The sequence below is a fragment of the Streptomyces davaonensis JCM 4913 genome (assembly GCF_000349325.1).
Taxonomy (GTDB): Bacteria; Actinomycetota; Actinomycetes; order Streptomycetales; family Streptomycetaceae; genus Streptomyces; species Streptomyces davaonensis.
In genome coordinates this window covers 5,201,511-5,222,575 of sequence record NC_020504.1, presented here as the reverse complement: position 1 = coordinate 5,222,575, position 21,065 = coordinate 5,201,511, and the positions used below count along the sequence as shown (strand labels likewise).

At 71.8% G+C, this 21,065-nt stretch carries 18 protein-coding genes, 2 tRNA genes and 1 other RNA gene; 8 read left to right on the top strand and 13 right to left on the bottom strand.

All coding sequences use genetic code 11. The annotated features are described in order from the left end of the window. Positions 1 to 8 precede the first annotated feature (8 nt). Positions 9 to 84, top strand: a tRNA-Gly gene (locus BN159_RS23075). 36 nt (positions 85 to 120) lie between these two features. Here BN159_RS23075 and BN159_RS23070 read toward each other — a convergent pair. The 6 genes from BN159_RS23070 to ffs all read right to left on the bottom strand — a co-directional run bounded on the left by BN159_RS23070 (position 121) and on the right by ffs (position 8,633). Further along, positions 121 to 1,020: a phosphoribosylaminoimidazolesuccinocarboxamide synthase gene (locus tag BN159_RS23070; protein WP_015659411.1), complete on the bottom strand. Its 900-nt coding sequence runs from the start codon at positions 1,018 to 1,020 to the stop codon at positions 121 to 123. A 103-nt stretch (positions 1,021 to 1,123) separates the two neighbouring features. Then, positions 1,124 to 2,650, bottom strand: a complete 1,527-nt coding sequence (locus tag BN159_RS23065) for a N,N-dimethylformamidase beta subunit family domain-containing protein (protein ID WP_015659410.1) — start codon at positions 2,648 to 2,650, stop codon at positions 1,124 to 1,126. A gap of 149 nt (positions 2,651 to 2,799) precedes the next feature. Then, positions 2,800 to 4,554 carry a M48 family metalloprotease gene (locus BN159_RS23060; protein ID WP_041819686.1) on the bottom strand — a complete coding sequence of 585 codons (1,755 nt, stop codon included), beginning with the start codon at positions 4,552 to 4,554 and terminating at the stop codon, positions 2,800 to 2,802. 321 nt (positions 4,555 to 4,875) lie between these two features. Then, a complete protein-coding gene (gene purD, locus BN159_RS23055; RefSeq protein WP_015659408.1) occupies positions 4,876 to 6,126 on the bottom strand; it encodes a phosphoribosylamine--glycine ligase in 1,251 nt (416 codons plus the stop codon). Positions 6,127 to 6,258: 132 nt separating this feature from the next. Further along, entirely contained in the window at positions 6,259 to 8,475 is a 2,217-nt protein-coding gene (locus tag BN159_RS23050; protein WP_231905643.1) for a DNA polymerase III subunit gamma and tau, read from the bottom strand. A 59-nt stretch (positions 8,476 to 8,534) separates the two neighbouring features. After that, an RNA gene (ffs, locus tag BN159_RS43235) (signal recognition particle sRNA small type) lies at positions 8,535 to 8,633 on the bottom strand. Between the two features lie 72 nt (positions 8,634 to 8,705). Between ffs and BN159_RS23045 the strand changes: the two genes are divergently transcribed. Together BN159_RS23045 and BN159_RS23040 are read left to right on the top strand one after the other, a co-directional pair. Further along, positions 8,706 to 8,793: transfer RNA gene (locus BN159_RS23045), tRNA-Ser, on the top strand. Between the two features lie 185 nt (positions 8,794 to 8,978). Then, positions 8,979 to 9,509, top strand: a complete 531-nt coding sequence (locus BN159_RS23040; RefSeq protein WP_041819685.1) for a DUF4396 domain-containing protein — start codon at positions 8,979 to 8,981, stop codon at positions 9,507 to 9,509. An 18-nt stretch (positions 9,510 to 9,527) separates the two neighbouring features. Here BN159_RS23040 and BN159_RS23035 read toward each other — a convergent pair whose 3' ends face one another. From BN159_RS23035 to BN159_RS23015, 5 genes are all read right to left on the bottom strand, one after another. Next, on the bottom strand, positions 9,528 to 11,282 hold the full coding sequence (locus tag BN159_RS23035) for a copper resistance CopC/CopD family protein (protein ID WP_015659404.1): 1,755 nt from the start codon (positions 11,280 to 11,282) through the stop codon (positions 9,528 to 9,530). Between the two features lie 94 nt (positions 11,283 to 11,376). Continuing rightward, complete coding sequence (locus tag BN159_RS23030) at positions 11,377 to 12,129, bottom strand: SDR family NAD(P)-dependent oxidoreductase (RefSeq protein ID WP_015659403.1); 753 nt, start codon at positions 12,127 to 12,129, stop codon at positions 11,377 to 11,379. Beyond that, a complete protein-coding gene (locus tag BN159_RS23025) occupies positions 12,126 to 12,605 on the bottom strand; it encodes a cupin domain-containing protein (protein WP_015659402.1) in 480 nt (159 codons plus the stop codon). Before BN159_RS23025 ends, BN159_RS23030 begins: the two co-directional genes overlap by 4 nt. Then, the gene (locus BN159_RS23020) at positions 12,602 to 13,201 is read right to left on the bottom strand and encodes a GNAT family N-acetyltransferase (protein ID WP_015659401.1); all 600 of its coding nucleotides are present in this window, start codon (positions 13,199 to 13,201) and stop codon (positions 12,602 to 12,604) included. Before BN159_RS23020 ends, BN159_RS23025 begins: the two co-directional genes overlap by 4 nt. Continuing rightward, entirely contained in the window at positions 13,194 to 15,272 is a 2,079-nt protein-coding gene (locus BN159_RS23015) for a penicillin acylase family protein (protein ID WP_015659400.1), read from the bottom strand. Before BN159_RS23015 ends, BN159_RS23020 begins: the two co-directional genes overlap by 8 nt. 88 nt (positions 15,273 to 15,360) lie before the next feature. Here BN159_RS23015 and BN159_RS23010 point away from each other — a divergent pair, with 88 nt between their 5' ends. The 3 genes from BN159_RS23010 to BN159_RS23000 all read left to right on the top strand — a co-directional run bounded on the left by BN159_RS23010 (position 15,361) and on the right by BN159_RS23000 (position 17,446). Beyond that, complete coding sequence (locus tag BN159_RS23010; protein WP_015659399.1) at positions 15,361 to 16,065, top strand: siderophore-interacting protein; 705 nt, start codon at positions 15,361 to 15,363, stop codon at positions 16,063 to 16,065. Between the two features lie 24 nt (positions 16,066 to 16,089). Beyond that, complete coding sequence (locus BN159_RS23005; protein WP_015659398.1) at positions 16,090 to 16,683, top strand: HhH-GPD-type base excision DNA repair protein; 594 nt, start codon at positions 16,090 to 16,092, stop codon at positions 16,681 to 16,683. A gap of 94 nt (positions 16,684 to 16,777) precedes the next feature. Beyond that, entirely contained in the window at positions 16,778 to 17,446 is a 669-nt protein-coding gene (locus tag BN159_RS23000; RefSeq protein ID WP_015659397.1) for an HdeD family acid-resistance protein, read from the top strand. A 163-nt stretch (positions 17,447 to 17,609) separates the two neighbouring features. Here the strand turns inward: BN159_RS23000 and BN159_RS22995 are convergent, their stop codons facing one another. Then, positions 17,610 to 19,199: a helicase HerA-like domain-containing protein gene (locus BN159_RS22995; RefSeq protein WP_015659396.1), complete on the bottom strand. Its 1,590-nt coding sequence runs from the start codon at positions 19,197 to 19,199 to the stop codon at positions 17,610 to 17,612. A gap of 104 nt (positions 19,200 to 19,303) precedes the next feature. Between BN159_RS22995 and BN159_RS22990 the strand changes: the two genes are divergently transcribed. Both BN159_RS22990 and BN159_RS22985 read left to right on the top strand, forming a co-directional pair. Then, positions 19,304 to 19,600 carry a type II toxin-antitoxin system VapB family antitoxin gene (locus BN159_RS22990; RefSeq protein ID WP_003999914.1) on the top strand — a complete coding sequence of 99 codons (297 nt, stop codon included), beginning with the start codon at positions 19,304 to 19,306 and terminating at the stop codon, positions 19,598 to 19,600. 134 nt (positions 19,601 to 19,734) lie between these two features. Continuing rightward, complete coding sequence (locus BN159_RS22985; protein ID WP_015659395.1) at positions 19,735 to 20,379, top strand: LytR C-terminal domain-containing protein; 645 nt, start codon at positions 19,735 to 19,737, stop codon at positions 20,377 to 20,379. Between the two features lie 6 nt (positions 20,380 to 20,385). Here the strand turns inward: BN159_RS22985 and upp are convergent, their stop codons facing one another. After that, complete coding sequence (gene upp, locus BN159_RS22980; RefSeq protein WP_015659394.1) at positions 20,386 to 21,021, bottom strand: uracil phosphoribosyltransferase; 636 nt, start codon at positions 21,019 to 21,021, stop codon at positions 20,386 to 20,388. Between the last annotated feature and the right edge of the window lie 44 nt (positions 21,022 to 21,065).

The following is a 21,065-nucleotide window of genomic DNA, read 5'->3' as shown; positions in this document are numbered from 1 at the left end:
CGGCGCATGCGAACGTAGCTCAGTTGGTAGAGCGCAACCTTGCCAAGGTTGAGGTCGCGAGTTCGAACCTCGTCGTTCGCTCCACGAGAAGCCCCCGGTTCCCACCGGGGGCTTCTTCCGTTACGCCCAGCTCGTCCCCGTCAGACGCTCGTACGCCTCCACGTACTTGGCGCGGGTGGCGTCCACCACGTGCTGCGGCAGGGCCGGCGGGGGCTGCTCGCTCTTGCGGTCCCAGCCGGACTCCGGCGAGGTCAGCCAGTCGCGCACGAACTGCTTGTCGTACGACGGCTGCGCGCGGCCCGGCTCCCACTGGTCCACCGGCCAGAAGCGGGAGGAGTCCGGGGTGAGGACCTCGTCGGCGATGACGAGGGCCCTGTCCTCGAAGCCGAACTCGAACTTGGTGTCGGCGAGGATGATCCCGCGTTCGCGCGCGATGTCCCGGGCGCGGGAGTACACGGCGATGGTCGCCTGGCGCAGCTCGGCGGCGGTGTCGGCGCCGACCTGACGGACGACCTCCTCGTAGGAGACGTTCTCGTCGTGCTCGCCGACCGCGGCCTTGGTGGCCGGGGTGAAGATCGGGGCGGGCAGTTCACTGCCGTCGACCAGGCCCTCGGGGAGGGCGAGACCGCAGACCGTGCGGGAGTCGTTGTACTCCAGCAGGCCCGAGCCGGTGAGATAGCCGCGGGCCACGCACTCCACCGGGACCATCCGCAGCGACTTGCACACCAGGGTGCGGCCCGCCCAGTCGGCGGGGGCGCCCGCGGGCAGCTCGGTGCTCAGGACGTGGTTGGGGACCAGGTCGGCGAGCTGGTCGAACCACCACAGGGAGAGCTGGGTGAGGACGCGTCCCTTGTCGGGGATCTCGGTCGGGAGCACCCAGTCGTACGCCGACATACGGTCGCTGGCGACCATCACGAGGTCGCCCGCCTCGTTCTGGTACAGCTCGCGCACCTTGCCGGTGTGCAGGTGCACCAGGCCCGGAACCTGAATAGGCTCGGGCTTTTCTACGAATCCGGACACGGTTCCCTCCCGTGGTTCTGTCCAACGCGTCGATTGTCCCGTATGGGCCGCTGACCTCGGACATGGGGTGCCCAGGGGCGACCCGCGGGTACCCGGGCCGGGCTCAGTCACGCTTGCAGATGCGGTCCAGGAGGTTGGCGGTGGCGCGCTGGATACGGGGGTCGACATGGCCCGGGCGGTCCAGAGCCGGGGACCAGGCGAAGGTGCCGGAGGCGAAGACCAGGGCGCCGGAGGGGGCGCGGTAGAGGGAGGTCTCCTGGTGGCGGAGGGCGCCGTCGGCGTCGGCGTACGGGGAGTGCGCGAGCAGGATGCGCTCCTCGTGCTCGGGCAGCGCGGTGCGCGGGAAGTAGCGGTCGGCCTCGCCCGCGACCATTCCGGCGAGTTCGTCGCCCTCGTGGGCGGAGGTGGCGTCCCACAGCCAGTGGTCGGCGTTGCGCACGATCAGGGGGTGGGGCTCGGGGACCCGGCCCGCGTACTGGATGCCGACCAGCTGCTGCTCGGGGCGGTCGATCTCGCGCCACAGGACGGGCTTGCCCGGGCCCCTGCGCTTGCGGCAGGTCAGCAGGCGGTCGGGGACGCCGGACGGGGAGGGGCCCAACTCCACCTGCCAGTACATGGTGTTGGCGGAGAGGAAGACCAGCGAGGTGCCGTGTTCGCGGGCCAGCTCCACGGTGCGGCGCATATGGGGCGACCAGTACTCGTCGTGGCCGGGGAAGACCAGGCCGCGGTAGCGGGTGGGGTCGACCTGGCCGGCGTGCAGGTCGCGGGCGTCGGCGTAGGCGAGGTCATAGCCGTAGCGCTCGGCGAAGCGGATGAAGTCGTAGGCGTGGCCGACGTGCAGGGGGAGGCCGGCTCCGGCGTACGGGCGATCGAAGGAGACGGTCGTGGCCGCGTCGGACTCGCCGAGGAGCCGGCCCTGCTCGTCCCACGCGTGGTAGAGGCTGGCGCCGATGCGGCCGTCCTCCGGGTAGAGGTTGTACGCCTGCCAGGTGATGTCCGGCAGGAGCAGCAGCAGGTCCGCCGGGTGTTTGTCGCGGACGGTGAACGGGATGTGGGAGCGGTAGCCGTCGACGGTGGTGAGGACGGCGACGTAGGCGCCGTTGCTCCAGAACGACGGGACCTGGAGCCGCCAGGAGAGCCACCAGTGGTGACAGGAGACCGTGCGGTCCGCGGTGAGCGGCGGGGGCTGGACGATGCCGGAGAGGCGCGGACTGGTGGTGATCTTCGCGGCGCCGTCTCCGCCGTAGTGGCCGATGCGGTAGATGTCCACCGCGAATTCCTGGGGCGGGTCGACGGTGATGTGGAAGTCGACGGCTTCGCCGGAGGCGACCGCTCCGGTGGAGGTGAAGCCCTTGATCTGGCGGTTCACGTCATCGGCGGAGCGGGGGCCCTCGGGGCGGGGGGTGGGGATGTTGCGGGTGTTGCGGGGGGCGGGTACGCGGTGTTCGCCCTGGTGGGTTCCGGGGAGGGCGTCCTGGGGGGCGTCGACGTACCAGGGGACCACCTGGCCCGAGTCGCCGAAGTACGTCTCGGCGCCGCGGAGCCAGGGGACGGGGCCCTGGCCGAAGGGGTCCGTGACACCGTGCGCGAGTGCTCCCGACTCCCAGCGGCGGATCGGCTTCGACCCCATGGTCGCTCCCCTCCCGTGCCCCCGTGGTGTATGTCGTAAGCCCTTGCTCCGTGCGCGAACAGTCCCAGCACATCACATTGCGCACGCATGCGGTCACTACTCGTTGCGAATTGACCGAAAGTGGAATACGGGACTCCAGGCGCCGGTCGTCAGACGAGGCGTACCGGCTTCTCCGGGCGTATGCCGGACTCGATCAGCCACGCCTTCAGCGGGGCCGGATCGCCCTCCTCGATGAGGCTGAGGACTCGGGGGGTGAGGTCGGCGGCGCGTTCTCCGTTGACGAGGAGGGTGGGGCCGTCGAGCCAGTCCAGGCCGGGGGTGGCGCCCGCGGTGTCCATGGCGGCGCAGCAGACCATCGCGGTGACGTGGTCGGCGAGGAGTTCTCGCGCCGAGCGTGGGGGCTGGAGCGGGAAGAGGGGGAGAGTGCCGTCGTCCCAGAGGCCGGTGGGGTCGGGGGCGGGGGTGGTGGGGCCGGTGGGGGTGGCGGCCTCCTCGCGGGCCAGCTCGGCGGTGAGGCCCGCGGCGAGGGTGGCACAGCGTTCGTTCTCGGGCTCGTCGGCGTCGGAATCGGCGTCCGCGGTCGCCTCGGCGGTGGGCGGCTCTTCCGCCGGTGCCTCCGCGGGCGCCTCCACGGTGCCTTCCGGCGCCGACAGATGGTCCAGGACGCGGGACAGGGTCGGGCCCTCCGTCTGCGGGTCCGGGGTGCGGATGCCCAGAGAGTCCAGGACCTTGTGGAGGCGGGCCGCGTCCGTACGCCATTTGCGGTCCACGACCTCCTCCGGGTACTCCTGCCAGCCCACCGGGGACCAGTCGGGGCCGGATTCGGCCGGGCCGCCGTGGAAGAGGCGGGCGGCCAGCAGGGACGCCGCCTCGTCGACCGCTCCCGGTTCCTCCAGGAGGTCGCACGCCGGGCGCTCGCCCAGCCGGGAGGCGAAGCCCTCGGCCAGGCGGTCGCGGCGGGACAGTTCCGTCAGCGCCGCCACCACGCCCGCGTCCAGGCGGGACGGCCAGCGGCCCATCCGCCAGGCCGGGAGAGCGACCCGGGTCAGCAGCCGGTCCCAGCCCGCGTACGCCAGGCCCACCTGTTCCTGGGCGACGATGCGCAGTCCGTAATCCACAGCCTGTGCACGCTCGGCCGCCGCCGCGGCCACGCCCCGCTCCATCTGCGCCGCGTGCTCCCGGCAACTGTGCAGCAGCAGGCGGGCCACCCGGCCGACGCCGGAGAGGACGGCCCGGGACAGCGGTCCCCGGTTCGGCGCCGAGCTGACCGCCACCGCCGCGTCCAGGCCCCGTACGAAACGGCGGGCCGCGGCTATGTCGGGGTGCGCCGAGGGGCCCGTACCGGCCACGACCGGCGCGAGGACGGCGCGCAGCTCGCCCACCCGCATCCACCACAGGAACGGGGAGCCGATGACCAGGACCGGAGCCGCGGTGGCCCGGCGGTGCGGGCCGCGCAGGCCGCTGGTGAGCTCGTCGCGGTCCTCGGGCTGGGGCGGGCCGTGGGCCGGATGCGTGCGGTCCTCCAGCCAGCTGTCGCAGTCCGGGGTGAGCGCTATCGCGGACGGGGCCGGTACGTCGAGGCGGTCGGCCAGGTCGCGCACCATGCGGTACAGGTCGGGGGCCGACTCCTCGGCGATCGGGACCGTAGGACTGAGGGCCGGCCGGGACCGGGCGACGATCAGCGCGATGCCGCCCGCGGCCAGCAGGACGAGCACGCCCACGCAGGTCATCACCCAGCGCGCGGCATGCCAGCCGGGGCCCACGAGATGCCCGGTGGAGCCACCGGCCAGCAGCACCACGGCGAGCGCGGCGGGCAGCAGGGCGACGGCCAGCGCCCGGCTGCGGATCCGCAGCACGGCCATGGCCCGGGAACGCGCGGCCTGCGCGCCCGCTTCCACACCCATACCGGTCACGACCGGACCTCACCCCCTCCCCGTCGCGCGGACCGTCCCGGCTCCGCCTGTCCCACCTGTCCTGGTGTTGGTCACTCCCCCACTGTGGCACCCCCCACCGACATCGCAATGCCGGTGGGCCAAGTGCCGGAATGCTTGCGCCGCACCATAGTTGGGGCCCCGGCCCACGTCAGCCGGATGGGGCATCGGTCACTCGATGGAATGGCTCTGGGGAAAGGTGTATGACCCACAGCAAGCATCAGGCCCCGGTTCCTGAGACGGATCCGGGGCCTGGCGGGTTCATCCAGAGGGCCTGCTCGGGGCTACGACCGGCTACTCGGCGGCCGCCTTCGCGGCGATGTCCGTACGGTGCTGGGAGCCGTCGAGCCGGATGCGGCCGACCGCGCGGTAGGCGCGCTCACGGGCCTCGGACAGGTCCGCGCCGGTCGCGGTGACCGACAGCACCCGGCCGCCCGCGCTGACCACGGCGTCGCCGTCGGTCTTCGTGCCCGCGTGCAGCACGTACGCGTGCGGGGCGTCCTGCGCGGCGACCTCGTCGAGGCCGGTGATCGGGTCGCCGGTGCGCGGGGTGCCGGGGTAGTTGTGCGAGGCGACGACCACGGTGACCGCGGCGTCGGAGCTCCAGCGCAGCGGCTCCAGGTCGGCGAGGTCGCCCTTGGCGGCGGCCAGCAGGACCCCGGCGAGCGGCGTCTTGAGACGGGCCAGCACGACCTGGGTCTCCGGGTCACCGAACCGGGCGTTGAACTCGATCACGCGCACGCCGCGGGAGGTGATGGCCAGCCCCGCGTACAGCAGCCCCGAGAAGGGCGTGCCGCGGCGGCGCATCTCGTCGACGGTTGGCTGGAGAACCGTCTCCATGACCTCGTCCACCAGCTTCGGATCGGCCCAGGGCAGCGGGGAGTACGCGCCCATGCCGCCGGTGTTCGGCCCCTCGTCCCCGTCGAGGGCCCGCTTGAAGTCCTGGGCGGGCTTGAGGGGGAGGACCGTCTCACCGTCGGTGATGGCGAAGAGGGAGACCTCGGGGCCGTCGAGGAACTCCTCGATGACGACCCGCTCACAGGCGTTGGCGTGCGCCCGCGCGACCTCCAGGTCGGGGGTCACGACGACGCCCTTGCCGGCGGCGAGTCCGTCGTCCTTGACGACGTAGGGGGCGCCGAAGGCGTCGAGGGCCTCCTCGACCTCCTCGGGCGTCGTGCAGACGTACGACCGCGCGGTCGGGACGCCGGCCCCGGCCATCACGTCCTTGGCGAAGGCCTTGGAGCCCTCGATCTGCGCGGCCTCCTTGGAGGGGCCGAAGACCGGGATGCCCGCCTCGCGCACGGCGTCGGCGACACCGGCGACCAGGGGCGCCTCCGGCCCTACGACGACCAGCTCGGCGCCGAGTTCCGTGGCCAGCGCGGCGACGGCGGCGCCGTCCAGGGCGTCGACCCGGTGCAGCTCGGCGACCTCGGCGATGCCGGCGTTGCCGGGGGCGCAGTACAGCGCGGTGACGTCGGGGTCGAGGGACAGGGAGCGGCACAGGGCGTGTTCGCGGGCGCCGCTGCCGATGACGAGGACCTTCACGGGGGTCAGCCTAGCCGGAGCGGGGGTGGGGGGATTGTGTGGGTCGATGAAGGGGGGCGGGGGCGGGGGTTGTGGGTTCGTACGAAACAAGGGCGTCCGTGGCTTCCCCAGGCCCCTGCTCCTTTTGGGCCCCTACTCGTTCGTGAACTCCTCGACCACCGTCGCGCCCAGTTCGCGGACGATCAGGTCGTGGCCGGAGAGTGCCGATTCGTTGAGGTCCGGGTCGTCGTCCTCGGGGATGTCGTCCTCGGGGGCCACGGGGGTCGGAGCGGGGGGCGCGGATGCCGGGGCGGGGGGTGCCGCCTGTGCGGGCGCGGCGGGTGCCGGGGCCGCGGGAGTGGGGGCGGGGGACGCGGGCTGGAAGGTGCCGGGCGCGCGGGGGCGGCCGTAGCGCCACCACCGCCGTAACCACCGCCACCGCCGTAGCCGCCCTGCGAAGGTGCGGAGCCGCCGCCGCCCGAGGGGTCGATGATCGCCTCGACCTTCCACTGCACGTTGAACTGCTCGGCGAGCGCCTGGCGCAGGACGTCCTCGCTGCCGCTGCTCGCGAAGTTGTCGCGGGCGCCGGCGTTGACGAAGCCGAGCTGGAGGGTCGTGCCGTCGAAGCCGGTCACCTGGGCGTTCTGGCTGAGCAGGATCCAGGTGAAGCGGCGGCGGTTCTTGACGGCCTCCAGGATGTTCGGCCAGAGCTGGCGGGGGTCGAGGCCGCCGGCGGGGGCGGCGGACGGGGGTGCCGCGGCGGGCGGGGTGCGGTCTGGGGCGCAGGAGTGGGCGCGGGTGCCGGGGCGCTCGGGGTGGGTGTGGGCGCGGGCTGGGTTCCAGCGCCTGCGGGGGTTGCGGTGGGCCAGCCGCCGGGCGGCGACCACTGCCGGCACTGGTGGCGGTGGGCCAGGCGCCGGGGGCGGTGGGGGGTGGGGTGGGCTCGGGGGTCGCTGCCTGAGGCTGAGGTGCCTGGGGAGCCGGGGGCTGCTCGGCGACCGGGGCCGGGGGCTGGGGCGCCGGTGCGTACGGCTGCTGCGGCTGGGGCTGCGGAGCCGGAGTGGCGGGACCCGCCCCCCGTACCGCCGCGCGAGCCGCCGCCGGACCGCCGCCGGACGGGACGGCGGCCGGAGCCTGGTGTGCCGTTCCATGTGCCGCTTCGGGGCCAGGGACGTAGCCCATCGCGGGCGCACCCCCGCCCCCCGAGAAGTTGACGCCCCGCTCCAGTCGGTCCAGGCGGGCCATGACGGAACGCTGATCCCCGTAGGCGGCGGGGAGCAGCACGCGCGCGCAGATCAGTTCGAGCTGGAGTCGGGGGGAGGTGGCGCCCCGCATCTCGGTCAGGCCTTCGTTGACGAGGTCGGCGGCGCGGCTGAGCTCGGCGGCGCCGAAGGTGCCGGCCTGCGCCTGCATGCGCTCCAGGACATCGGCCGGGGCGTCGAGCAGCCCCTTCTCGACGGCGTCCGGGACGGCGGCGAGGATCACGAGGTCGCGCAGCCGCTCCAGCAGATCGGCGACGAACCGACGAGGGTCGTTGCCGCCCTCGATGATCCGGTCGACGACCTCGAAGGCGGCGGCGCCGTCACCGGTGGCGAAGGACTCGACGACGGAGTCGAGGAGGGAGCCGTCGGTGTAGCCGAGGAGCGAGGTGGCCATGGCATACGTCACACCGTCCTCGCGCGCACCGGCGAGCAGCTGGTCCATGACGGACATGGAGTCACGCACGGAACCGGCGCCCGCGCGGACGACGAGCGGGAGCACACCGTCCTCGACGGGGATCTTCTCGCGTCCGCAGACGTCGGCGAGGTAGTCCCGGAGGGTGCCGGGCGGGACGAGCCGGAAGGGGTAGTGATGGGTCCGCGACCGGATGGTCCCGATGACCTTCTCGGGCTCAGTGGTGGCGAAGATGAACTTCAGATGCTCCGGGGGCTCCTCGACGACCTTGAGCAGGGCGTTGAAGCCGGCCGACGTGACCATGTGGGCCTCGTCGATGATGTAGATCTTGTAGCGACTGCTCGCCGGGCCGAAGAATGCCTTCTCCCGCAGCTCACGGGCATCGTCGACACCACCGTGCGACGCGGCGTCGATCTCGATGACGTCGATGGACCCGGGGCCGTTCCTGGCCAGGTCCTGGCACGACTGGCACTCGCCGCACGGGGTGGGCGTGGGACCTTGCTCACAGTTCAGGCAGCGGGCGAGGATGCGCGCGCTGGTCGTCTTGCCACAGCCACGCGGCCCGCTGAACAGGTACGCGTGATTGACCCGGTTGTTCCGCAGCGCCTGCTGCAACGGGTCGGTGACATGCTCCTGCCCGATGACCTCGGCGAACGACTCCGGGCGATAGCGGCGGTACAGCGCGAGAGACGACACGCCTACGAGGTTATAGGCGCCCACTGACAACCAGGTCCCCCGCGCGGGCCCCGCCCGGGTACGCAAGCGCCCCCCACGCACCCGCCAGAGCCAACCTACCCTTGCTGCCTTCCGGCCCTGGGGGAGTTCAGTCAGATAGCGCCGCGTGAGGGGCTGCCCAAACAGTACCCGATGGCAGCGGGTGGGAACGAGTTCGCGAGCACTCCTCAACGTCTTGTATTGTTTGCGGCGGAGGATTCGCCTAGAGGCCTAGGGCGCACGCTTGGAAAGCGTGTTGGGGGCAACCCCTCACGAGTTCGAATCTCGTATCCTCCGCCAGTGCCTCACCGGGCACGATGTCGAAGGGCCCCACTGTTCGCAGTGGGGCCCTTCGACGTTTCCTCAGCTCCCGTCACTCGCGGACGCCTCTTCCAGGAATACCCCCTGGGGGTATATGGTTCACGGCAGTGGGCCCGGGGACACAGTGACTCGGGTCGCGTTAACAGGGGAATGAGGACGTAGTCATGGATCACAGCGCGCATCACACTGCTCAGCACGGCGACCAGCACGCTGACCACACTGGCCACTCGCACCACGCTCACCATGCCGGTCATGCCCCGGGCGCCTCCTGGTCCATGGCCGTCAAGGCCACGCTGCACTGCCTCACCGGGTGCGCCATCGGTGAGATCCTCGGCATGGTGATCGGGACCGCGCTCGGGTGGGGGAACGTCCAGACCATGGTGGTGGCGATCACCCTGGCGTTCCTGTTCGGGTACTCGTTCACGCTGTTCGCCGTCCGGCGGGCCGGTCTCGACCTCAAGTCCGCCATCAAGGTCGCCCTCGCCGCCGACACCGTCTCCATCGCCGTGATGGAACTCGTGGACAACGCGATCATCGCCCTCACGCCCGGGGCCATGGACGCCCACCTCGACGACGGACTGTTCTGGGCAGCCCTGCTCGGCGGGTTCGCGGTCGCCTTCGTGATCACCACGCCGGTCAACAAGTGGATGATCGGCCGCGGCAAGGGCCACGCCGTCGTCCACGCCTATCACTGAGCCCGGTTCACCGATGTCTCAGCTGACTTCGATCCGCCGCTCCACACTCACCTGGTCGATCTCCGACACCCGCACGGTGACCTTCATGGTCCAGGTGCCCGCGAGGGGCAGATTGACGAAGCTGTTCGCCCAGTAGCCGCCCTGGTCGGTGAGGCCCGCGTCGAGCGGGCCCACGTCCTGGGCGGGGAGCGTGAAGGAGACCCGCAGTTCGGGCACGGTGGACAGACCGCCGTCCGGGCCGAACACCACGGCCTGGAGCGAGTTGTCGCCGACCCGGCCGGGGTCCAGGGTGAGCTCGACCTTGCCGGTGCCGCCGGGGGTGCCTACGTCGAAGGGGACCGTGACCGCGACGGTGCCGCCGACCGGCCGCACGGACTCGGCCCCGGTGGCGGCCTCCGCGGCGGCCCGGCCGGGCAGAGTCGCGGTGAGCACCGTGGTGATCACCAGCACGACCACACCGACGGCGACCTCGGCCAGCACGGAGCGGCGCAGGGCCCTGTGCTGTGCGTCGGACGGCGGGGGTGGGGGGTCCTCCGGCAGGGGTGGGCCGCCTGCGGGCTCCAGAACCCGTACGGTCGTCTCCGCCTCCACCGTCGCCAGCCGTGCCGTCCAGCTGCGGGACACCGCCGCGGCGCCGAGGAGGAGGACGACGGCCACCAGCTTGAGGGTCAGGAGGCGGCCGTACGTCGTCTCCGTCAGCGCGTTCCAGGAGCCCAGGCCGCGCCAGGACTGGTAGACGCCGGTGACCACCAGGACGGTTACCGAGGCGAAGGCCAGGCGGGAGAAGCGGGTGACTGTTTCTGGGGTGGGGGTTGCGCGGCGGAGGGTGAGCAGGAGGGCTGTCAGGCCGCCCAGCCACACGGCTGTCGCCAAGAGGTGTGACGCAGAGGATGCCATTGCCAACGGCACCTGGATTCCGGCTGACGCGTGATCCGAGGCGGCCCATGTGAAGGCGAGGGCTATGGCTGTGCCTAGGAGGGTCGCCTGTTGGGTGCGGCTGCGTCGTGGCTGGTCGCGCAGTTCCCCGCGCCCCTGAGGTACGTTGCTCAGCCGCCAAATCAGCAGTGCTGCCGCCAGCAGTAGCAACCCCAGCCTCGCCAACAGCGCCATCCCCGGGCGGCCCGTCAACGTCCGCGTCAGCGCCTCCGTGTCGAATGCCGCCCCCGGACCCTCCCCCGTCTCATACGGGCCCCGCAGCAACAGCAACGCCAGCGTCGTGCCCACCAGAGTCCACCAGCCGATGGCCAAAGGCCGCCGAAGTATCGACGGATCCGGCGGACCGCACACGACTATGAACGTCCCCGTGCCGATCAGCAACGCCGCCGCCAGATACGCCAGATAGCGGGCGATCTTGTGCAGGGCCGCGGTCGTCGGGTCCTCCGTCGGGCCCGTGTCCATGGCCGCCAGGGTCGGCGACGGCTTGCCCACGGAGAAGGTGAACGCGCCCGACACCGGGTGGCTGTCCGCCGAGACCACTCGCCAGGCCACCGTGTAGGTGCCCTCGTCCAGGCCACGCGGCAGGGTCACCCTCGCCGTGTTGTCCCCCTTCTCGTGCTCCGCCTCCCCCAGCCGCAGCCGCCTCCCGTCGGGGCCCAGGACGCGTACGGAGTCGTCGAGCAGGCCCACGGACTCGGTGAAGGTCAGGGTGAGCTGACGGGGGGCCGTGCGGAGGACGGATCCGTCGTCGGGGTCGGTGGCCCGGAGAGCTGCGTGTGCCGACGCCGTTCCCGCGCCGCCGAGGACGAGCAGGACCAGCACGGCGCCCAGCAGCACCAGCCCTTGAACTCCGCGCCTTCGGCCCACGTCGTCTCACCGTCTTCCCCGGTCTCAGCCACGTGGATACGTACGTACACCACGGTCGCTCCGCTCACCAGGTCGGGCGGGCCGACACCCCTCCGTCCACGACCAGATCGTGGCCGGTGATCCAGGAGGCCAGCGGCGACGCCAGGAACACGCACGCGTCCCCCACGTCCTCCGGGCGCCCGAGCCGTCCCACGGCTGTCGCCCGCCGCCAGCGCCGTACGCCCTCCGGCCAGGCCTCCGCCAGTCCGTCCCGTTCGATCAGGCCGGGCGAGACCGTGTTGACGCGGATGCCGTCGCGGCCGTACTCCAGGGCCGCCGAGCGGGCGTGCATCGCCACCGCGGCCTTCGCGGCGGCGTAGTGCGCGTGGCCCTGGGCCGGCATCCGGGCCTCGATCGAGGCGATGTGGGTGACCGAGCCGCCTCCGCCCTGGCCCCGCATGACCTCCGCCGCCGCCTGTGTACAGGCGAACACGCTGGTCAGGTTGGCGTCCAGCACCGCCCGCCACTCGGCCGCCGTCATCCCGGGCAGCTCCTGGACCGGCTGCACACCCGCGTTGTTGACCAGCGCCGTCAGCCGTCCGCCGCCCCACTCGGCGGCCTCCCGCACGACCCGGTGGCACTCCTCCTCGACGGTCAGGTCGCCTTGCAGGACCACGGACTCCCCTATTTCCGCGGCCAGTTCATGTGCCGACTGCACCGACGTACGGCAGTGCAGGGCCACCGCTGCGCCCTGCTCGGCGAGGCGCAGGGCGATGCCCCGGCCGATGCCGCCGCCGGCTCCCGTGACCAGGGCGATCTGCCCCTCGAGAAGCTTCATGGGCGGCACAGTCCCACGATCCGTTCCGCCTCGTGCGGATAGCGGGCGATGAGGCGCTCCGCGTCGCCGTGCTCGTAGTCCTCGTAGGTGAAGCCGGGCGTCATCGTGCAGCCGAAGAAGGTCCACGCGCCGCCCGTCACCACCCGCGCGCCCATCCACGTGCCCGCGGGAACGGTCAACTGCGGTTGCTGGCCGTGCAGTATGTCCGGGCCCAGGGCGAGCGTCCGGGAGCCGCCGTCGGGGGCGAGGAGCAGCATCTCCAGGGGGTCGCCGAGGTAGAAGTGCCAGACCTCGTCGCCGGTCAGCCGGTGCAGCGCGGAGAAGTCGCCCGGCTCCGCGGTGAGCAGGGCGACTATGGCGGTGCCCGAGGGTCGGCCGTCCGGTTGCGCGGGCCCTTCCCAGGTACGGCGGAACAGGCCGCCCTCGCGCGGTATCGGCTCCAGGTCGTAGTGGGTGACTAACTCCTCCGGGGTCACCCGGGGAAGGCTACCTCGCGGCGCAGGAAGGCGAGTTGGGCCTTCTTCTCGGGGAGGTGAACGTCGGGGATGTCTATCTCGGGGAGGGTGACGAGCGGGCCCTCCTCGAAGCCCTGCCGCAGGAAGCGGGCGACGGCCTTCTCGTTGGCCACGTCGGGGTCGACGACGACCCGCTGCCGGTCGAGGCCGACGAGGACGTAGGAGGCGATCGCGGTGAGCAGCGCGGAGGTCCAGCCGGGGTGGCCGCCCTCCGGTCCCGCGGGCGCGAGCAGCAGATGGACGCCGATGTCACCGGGCTCGACCTCATAGCACTCGCTGACCCGGTCGGCCTCGGGCTCGTAGGTCTGGAGCAGCGCGACCGGGACTCCGTCGCGCTGCACGAGGTAGGCGTGGTGGGTGTCGAGGGTGTCCAAGTGGGCGTAGATCTCGGCGACCTGGTCGCGGGTGAGGCCGTTCATGCCCCAGAAGGAGGCGCGTTCCTCGCTCACCCAGGCGTGCACGACGTCGGCGTCGGCCTGCGGGTCGAGGCGCAGGACGCGCACGGTGCCGAAGCCGTCGACCGGCTGCTCGTACTCCGGCTCGCGGGGCTCAGACATCGGTTTCCTTCTCCAGTCGGTCGAAGTCGGTGACGACGGGGATGAGGTCTCCCCGGGTCCAGAGGGGGAGTTGGTCGCGGTGGTGGGGGGTGCCGGGCACCCCGGAGGCTCCGAACGGCACTGCCCACAGGCTGTGTTCGCGGTCGGCCAGGTCCCAGACGTAGCGGGCGGCGGGGCCGCGGGCGGCGAGGTCGGTGATGCCGGGGACGGCGGAGGTGCACAGCACGCAGTCGTGGTCGCCGGAGAGCCGGGGTTCGTCGTACTCGGCCGGGATCGCCCGCCAGGGTGCGAGCCGGTGGGTGTCGCCCCAGGTGCCCTCGGGCGGTTGTGCGGCCACCTCCTCCAGGGCGGCGCGCACCGCCTCGGGGCGGTCGACGCCGTACAACTCCTCGGCGCGCAGCAGGTGTTCGAGGGCGAATCCGATGCGCGGGACGAGGGCCATCCAGGGGAGCAGCACCTCGGGGTAGGCGGGCGCGGTGGTCAGTGCGGCGAACGCGGGGTGCGCGGCGAGACGGCGTACGACCGCGCTGCGCACCGCCGCGTAGAGGGCGGCGGCGCGGCTGTCGGCGTCCATGTGGCGGTCCCAGGCGAGGAGTTCCTCGCGGAGGCCGGCCGCCTCGGGGGAGAGGGCGTCGAGGGCGGCGATGTGCTCCAGCAGGGGCACCGCCGAGGCCAGCAGGGTGTCCGTGTGGATGGTCGCCATGTCGCCGGGCGACCAGTGCTTCTCCTCCCCCAGCAGGGCGGTGATGCGGTCGGCGCGGTGCGGTGGGGCGAACTCGACGCCGAGGGGTGCGGCCGGGCCGCGCTGGTTGGCCATCACCGCGACTCCGTCGGTGAAGCCGCCGTACGGCGTCTCGTGCCAGCCCCGCCAATCGTGGCCGGGCTCCCAGGCGTTGACCAGCCGGGTGCGGTTGGCCTCGGCGCGCTGCGGCACCTTTCCGGCGACGCGGTGCAGCAGGCCGCCCTCGGTGTCGGCGGCCTGGACGACGTTGACCGGCTCGGTCCAGTGGTCGAAGGCACGGTCCACGTCGGCGGTCCGGCGGGCGCGCAGCAGCGGCAGGAGGGCGCTGAAGCCGAGGTCGCCGGTGACGCGGGGCGGGTAGCGGAGGCTGACGGCGCAGTCGGCGTCGGGGCTGTCGGCATCCAGGCCCTCGGAGCCGTCGTCCAGGCCCTCGGGGCCGCCGATCACCACCGGGCCGCGGTCGGTCTCGATGACCTCGACCTCGACCGGCTCCTCCCCGGCCACCTCGATGGTCTCGGTGTGCCGGGCGGCCCGGTGCCAGCCGCCGTCCGGGCCGAGCGCCTCCACGCCCGCACCGGTCCGGCGCAGTCGCTCCCGGTACAGGTCCTGGTAGTCGGCCATGGCGTTGGTGATGGCCCAGGCGACCGTGCCGGTGTGCCCGAAGTGGCCGATGCCGGGGACGCCGGGGACGGCGAGGCCGATGACGTCGAACTCGGGGCAGGACAGGTGGATCTGCTGGTAGACGCCCGCGTCCTCGATGAACCGGTGCGGGTCGCCCGCGATGATCGGCTGCCCGGTGTGCGTGCGCTCGCCGCCGACCAGCCAGCCGTTGCTGCCGGAGGTGCCGGGGCCGTCGATGGCGAACAGGCCGACGGCCTCCTCACCGAGGTGCCGGACCGCCTGCTCGCGCCAGAGCTTGGCGGGGAAGCCGGCGAAGAGGATGTGGATGCCGAGCCAGATGCCGAGCGGGGTCCAGGGCTCCCAGCGGCCGGGGGTGCCGAGCGGCAGATCCGCCCCGGTGAGGCCCTCGTTGACCCCCTCGACATAGGCTCGCACCCAGTCGGCGGTCTCCGGGTCCCGGCGCTCCAGCTCCGCCCAGCAGCGGCGGGCGGTGTCGTCGAGCCTGGCCCGGCGGACGAAGCGGTCCCAGGGCAGGGCGTCCGGGCCGAGCAGGGCGGCCGAGGTGCCCTGGGCGCGGTGCCGCTCCACCTCCAGCTGCCAGGCCCGGTCGAGGGCGGTGACACGGCCCTGGGCGCGGGCGAGTTCGCGCACGCCGTCCGCGCGCAGATGCGGGATGCCCCAGGCGTCGCGGTAGATCTCTGCGGTCACCTGTCACCCTCCTGTCCTAGCACTGTGCTTTAGGTTAGCCTTGCCTAAGTAATTCGTGGCGGAATAGTACGCGAAGGGTGACGTGGCAATGGGGCAGGGGCACGGTTGGCAGGGCACGGTCCTGAAACTGATGGGCGCCAAGGACTTCGAGTTCACGGTCACCGGCGCCGAGGACGTCTCCTCCGAGTACCGGCGGCTCCATCTCACCGACGGCGGCATGCTCGCGGCGACCGGCGTCCACCCGACGATGTGGGTCCGGCTGTGGTTCGACAACTCGGGCAAGCCGCACCAGCGGGCGTACACGCTGGTCGACCCCGACCCGAAGGCCGGCACCTTCAGCCTCGAATTCGCGCTGCACGAAGGTGTGGCCAGTGACTGGGCGCGGGCGGCGAAGGCCGGGAACACCATCGAGGCGACGGTCCAGGGCACGGGCTTCCAGCGGCCCCGGCCCGAGCCCTCGCACGTCTTCGCGATGGCCGACCCGGCGTCGCTGCCCGCGCTCAACTCCCTTCTGGAGGAGCTGGGTTCGGCCCCGGCGACGGTGTGGTTCGAGGGGGAGCTGGACGGGCTGCCGTTCCGCGGAAGTTCGGCCGACGTCCGCACGGTCCCGCGCCACGGCCTCGTCGACGCCGTACGGGCGGACCTGCCCGACCTTCTGAAGGGCACCGAGAACCCGTACGTCTGGATCGCCTGCGACACGCTGACGACGCGGACGCTGTCGGCGTACGTCCGCAAGGAGCTGGCGGTCGCCAAGGACCGGATGCACGCGCTGGGGTACTGGCGCGCGACCTGAGCCGGTACGCGGGATCATCGACCCATGGACGTCACCCTTCACCTCGCCCAGGACCCCGAGGCCGACGAACTGCTCGGGCGCAGTGCGCTCGCCGCGCTGGTCGGGATGCTGCTGGACCAGCAGGTTCCGATGGAGTGGGCGTTCAAGGGGCCCCGCACGATCGCGGACCGGCTCGGCGCGGACGACCTGGACGCGCACGAGATCGCCGCGCAGGACCCGGAGGCCTTCGCGGCGGTGCTGTCGGAGAAGCCGGCCGTGCACCGCTATCCGGGGTCCATGGCCAAGCGGATCCAGCAGCTGTGCCAGTACCTGGTCGAGCACTACGACGGCAACGCCGAGCTGGTCTGGAAGGGCGTGTCCGACGGCAAGGAACTGCTCCGGCGCCTGGAGGCACTGCCCGGCTTCGGCAAGCAGAAGGCCCAGATCTTCCTGGCCCTGCTGGGCAAGCAGCTTGGTGTGGCGCCGAAGGGATGGCGGGAGGCGGCGGGGGCGTACGGCGAGGCCAAGTCCTTCCGCTCGGTCGCGGACATCACGGGGCCGGAGTCTCTGGCGAAGGTGCGGGCGCACAAGCAGGAGATGAAGGCTGCGGCGAAGGCGGCGAAGGCGTCCGGCAAGTAGCTCGTCGAAGTGCGGGCTGAGTACGACACCCCGGCGTCAGTCGAGTGGCTCGCCCCGAATGGCAGCCGTCCTCAGCCTGGCCCAACCATGAAACATGAGCGAGGCACCGTCCGGCTCCCCCTGGGGACCGGAGTTCGACGACCGAAGGGTTCACGCGCAGCCGCACGGCCCGCGGGGCGGTCATGAGCCCGAGCCGCCCTTCGAAGGGCCTCTCCGGCTACTGTCCCGCGCGGCCTGGCAGGCCGTACTCGGGACGGGTGTCGCCTCGCTCGTGCTCGGGGTGCTCGTCCTGGTGTGGCCCGGTGCCTCGCTGCTCGCCGCCGGGGTGTTGTTCGGCGTCTATCTGCTGGTGAGCGGCGTGCTGCAACTGGTCGCCGCGTTCGGTACGCATCAGACCACCTCGCTGCGTGTCCTGGCGTTCATCAGCGGTGCCCTGGCCGTGCTGCTCGGGCTGTTCTGTTTCCGTACGCCCATGCGGTCGGTTCTGCTGCTCGCTCTGTGGATCGGGGTCGGCTGGGTGATCCGGGGTATCACCCAGACCTTGGCCGCCGCCTCGGACCCGGCGATGCCCGCCCGCGGCTGGCAGGAGTTCCTCGGCATCGTCACCTTCGTCGCGGGGATCGTGCTGATCGTGTCGCCGGTCGAGTCGGTCGCCGCGCTCACCCTGGTCGGGGGCTGCTGGCTGATCGCGGTAGGGGTCATCGAGATCATCACCGGCCTGCGCATCCGCCACCGCACCCAACACCTCCCACGCACCCTGTGAGCCCCACCGATACGCCGAGCGGGCGAATCTCGGGCGTGCCGCGATGAACCCCGTGGCTCCGCCGGGCGCGCCGAGGCCGCGCGCAGTGCACCGAAGCCACAGGTGAAGCAGGGCGAACAGCCCCCGAAGAACAACAACCGCTGAACCGCCGGCGGAGGCGGGCCTACCGCCTCCGCCGGGCCGTTCCGAAGACCGAGCGGGTGATCTCCCGGCCGATCTGGGTGCCGATGGACCGCGCCAGCGACTTGAACATCCCGCTGCCGACGACCTGTTCCACCATCGACCGGTCCTCCTGCTCAACCGGCTCCCTCTCCGGCGCCGCCCTCACCTCGTCCGGGCCCTTGCCCACGGGCGCCCGCTGGAGCTTCTCGTACGCCGACTCACGGTCGACCGCCTGTGCGTACCGCCCGTAGAGCTCCGACTCCGTCACCGCCTGCTGGAGTGCCTCCGCCTCGATGGGCGCCATCAGGGACTCGGGTGCCCGCAGCCGGGTCGCGGCGACCGGGGTCGGGGCGCCCTTCTCGCTGAGCACGGTGACCACGGCCTCGCCGGTGCCGAGCCCGGTGAGCAGCTCTTCGAGGTCGTAGGGCGAGTTCGGGAAGGTCTTCACCGTGGCCTTGAGCGCCTTCTGGTCGTCCGGGGTGAAGGCCCGCAGCGCGTGCTGGATCCGGTTGCCGAGCTGGGCGAGGACATCGCCGGGTACGTCCTTCGGGGTCTGCGTGACGAAGAAGACGCCGACCCCTTTCGAGCGAATCAGGCGCACGGTCTGCGTGATGGAGTCCAGGAACGCCTTGGAGGCGTCGTTGAAGAGCAGATGCGCCTCGTCGAAGAAGAACACGAGCTTGGGCCTGTCGGCGTCGCCGACCTCGGGCAAGTCGTGGAAGAGATCGGCGAGCAGCCACATCAGGAACGTGGAGAACAGCTGCGGCTTGTCCTGCACCGCGGCCAGTTCCAGCACCGACACGACACCCCGCCGCCCGTCCTGCGCCATCCGCAGGAACTCGGCCGTGTCGAACTCCGGCTCCCCGAAGAAGTCGCCCATGCCCTGCGCCTCGAAGGCGGTCAGCGAGCGGAGGATCACACCCGCCGTCGCCGTGGACAGCCCGCCGATGTTCTTCAGCTCCGTCCTGCCCTCGTCGGAGGTGAGGAAGGCGACCACCGCCCGCAGGTCCTTGAGGTCGACCAGCTCCAGGCCCTTGGTGTCGGCGTAGTGGAAGATCAGGCCGAGGGACTGCTCCTGGGTCTGGTTCAGCCGGAGCACCTTGGCGAGCAGGACGGGCCCGAAGCTGGTGATCGTGGCGCGGACCGGGATGCCGTGGCCGAGGCCGCCGAGGGCGTAGAACTCCGCGGGGAAGCCGGTCGCCGTCCAGGTCTGGTGGACCTCGGCCGCACGGGCGCTGACCCGCTCACCCGCCTTTCCCGGCGCCGAGATCCCCGACAGATCGCCCTTGATGTCGGCGAGGAACACCGGCACGCCCTGCGCCGAGAGCTGCTCGGCGATCAGCTGGAGCGTCTTGGTCTTGCCGGTGCCGGTCGCCCCGGCGACCAGACCGTGCCGGTTGAGCATCGGCAGCGGCACCCGGATCTGCGCGTCGGCCAGGCACTGTCCGTCCCACAGCAGGGCGCCGAGGTCCAGGGCGGGACCGGCGAAGGCGTACCCGGAGGCGATCTCCAGCGCCTCCTTCGGAAGGGCGGGGGCGCTCCCCGGCTTCTCGGGAGCGGCGGCCGGCGGCATGGTTTCCCTGTCACTCATCTCAGGCACCTGTTCCGATTCGCCCTGGATTGCACAAGCTTTTCCAGCGTCGCACTCCGTCGCCATGGCTGCGCCCGGAACGTCTGGACCGGTAGGCTTTCCGTGTGATCTTCAAGCGCATCGGAAACGGCCGGCCGTACCCCGACCACGGCCGGGAGAGCACCCGGCAGTGGGCGGACGTCGCGCCGCGCCCGGTCCGCCTCGATCAGCTCGTGACGACCAAGGGCCAGCTCGACCTGGAAACCCTCCTCGCCGAGGACTCCACCTTCTACGGCGACCTGTTCGCCCACGTAGTGAAGTGGCAGGGCGACCTGTACCTGGAGGACGGCCTGCACCGGGCCGTGCGCGCCGCGCTCCAGCAGCGCCAGGTGCTGCACGCGCGCGTGCTCGAGCTGGACTAGCGCCGGACCAGGGCCCCCTCCGGAGCGGCACGTCAGGTGTCCGTCCGGTGAAGGTTGGCCCTTTCGGGTTCTCCTGACCGGCGTCGAATGATCATCTAGTAGGAATCGCCGCCGCGGCGCACTACGCTGCGCCCATGAGCATGCTGACTCCCCCTGGCATGGGCGGCCAGTACCGGATCAGGGGGAACAAGTACCCCCGGATGCGCCGTCCCCGGCGGCGCGGCAGGCTCGTGCTCCTGACCGTCGCCTCCGTCACCGCGCTCGGCGTGATCGGCTGGGGCACGTTCCAGCTCATCGACGTCTTCACCGGCGGCGGTGAGGAAGCCTCGGCGGCCGGTCCCAAGGCGGACTGCGGCACCCGGGCGACCCCCACGGCCACGGCGAGCGCCGCCGCCCTGCTCAAGCCGGGCCAGATCACCGTCAACGTACTCAACGCCACGCCCGTCAGCGGCCTCGCCAAGAAGACCGCCGACGAACTGAAGAAGCGCGGCTTCAAGATCGGCGACGTGGGCAACGCGACCAAGGAGTACGACAAGAAGGTCAAGGGCACCGGCATACTGCTCGGCCCGTCCTCGGCCCTGGACACGTCACTCCCGGTCCTGGGCACACAGCTGACCGGCGCCGAACGCCGCACGGACGCCAAGCGCAAGGGCACCGAGGTGGACCTGATCATCGGCACGGCGTTCAAGAACCTCACGACAAAGGCGGACGCCACCAAGGCCCTGGCCGCACTGGCCAAGCCGAAGTCGACGCCCGCCGAGTCGAAGAAGAGTTGCTGAGGTCGGCTACTCAGCAGCCCCGTACATCCGGTCCCCCGCGTCACCCAGCCCCGGCACGATGTACCCGTGCTCATTGAGCCGCTCGTCAACGGACGCCGTGACCACGGTCACCGGCGTCCCCGCCAGCTCCCGCTCCATGACCTCCACGCCCTCCGGCGCGGCCAGCAGCACAACCGCGGTCACATCGTCCGCACCGCGCTTGATCAGCTCCTGAATGGCCGCGACGAGCGTGCCACCCGTGGCCAGCATCGGGTCGAGGACGTACACCTGGCGCCCGGAGAGATCCTCCGGCATCCGCGTGGCGTACGTGGACGCCTGAAGCGTCTCCTCGTTGCGGATCATGCCCATGAAGCCGACTTCCGCGGTGGGCAGCAGCCGGACCATGCCCTCCAGCATGCCGAGCCCGGCGCGCAGGATCGGCACGACCAGCGGGCGGGGGTAGGAGAGCTTGACGCCCGTGGTCCGCTCGACCGGCGTCTGGATGTCCACCTGTTCGGTACGGACGTCCCGCGTGGCCTCGTAGGCGAGCAGGGTGACCAGCTCATCGGCGAGACGCCGGAACGTCGCGGAGTCGGTGCGCTGGTCGCGCAGCGTGGTGAGCTTGTGGGCGACCAGCGGGTGGTCGACGACGTGGAGACGCATGTCCCTAACAGTAACCGGGCCGACGTGCCCCTCGCGCTGGCATC

Excerpts from the sequence above, each read along its gene's own strand:
- BN159_RS23005 (WP_015659398.1), top strand. The coding sequence starts at position 16,090 with ATGGACGTCACCCTTCACCTCGCCCAGGACCCCGAGGCCGACGAACTG.
- BN159_RS23030 (WP_015659403.1), bottom strand. The coding sequence starts at position 12,129 with ATGAAGCTTCTCGAGGGGCAGATCGCCCTGGTCACGGGAGCCGGCGGC.
- BN159_RS22985 (WP_015659395.1), top strand. The coding sequence starts at position 19,735 with ATGAGCATGCTGACTCCCCCTGGCATGGGCGGCCAGTACCGGATCAGG.
- BN159_RS23010 (WP_015659399.1), top strand. The coding sequence starts at position 15,361 with ATGGGGCAGGGGCACGGTTGGCAGGGCACGGTCCTGAAACTGATGGGC.
- BN159_RS23000 (WP_015659397.1), top strand. The coding sequence starts at position 16,778 with ATGAGCGAGGCACCGTCCGGCTCCCCCTGGGGACCGGAGTTCGACGAC.
- BN159_RS23020 (WP_015659401.1), bottom strand. The coding sequence starts at position 13,201 with ATGTCTGAGCCCCGCGAGCCGGAGTACGAGCAGCCGGTCGACGGCTTC.
- BN159_RS23060 (WP_041819686.1), bottom strand. The coding sequence starts at position 4,554 with ATGGGTGTGGAAGCGGGCGCGCAGGCCGCGCGTTCCCGGGCCATGGCC.
- BN159_RS22995 (WP_015659396.1), bottom strand. The coding sequence starts at position 19,199 with ATGAGTGACAGGGAAACCATGCCGCCGGCCGCCGCTCCCGAGAAGCCG.
- upp (WP_015659394.1), bottom strand. The coding sequence starts at position 21,021 with ATGCGTCTCCACGTCGTCGACCACCCGCTGGTCGCCCACAAGCTCACC.
- BN159_RS23065 (WP_015659410.1), bottom strand. The coding sequence starts at position 2,650 with ATGGGGTCGAAGCCGATCCGCCGCTGGGAGTCGGGAGCACTCGCGCAC.
- BN159_RS23040 (WP_041819685.1), top strand. The coding sequence starts at position 8,979 with ATGGATCACAGCGCGCATCACACTGCTCAGCACGGCGACCAGCACGCT.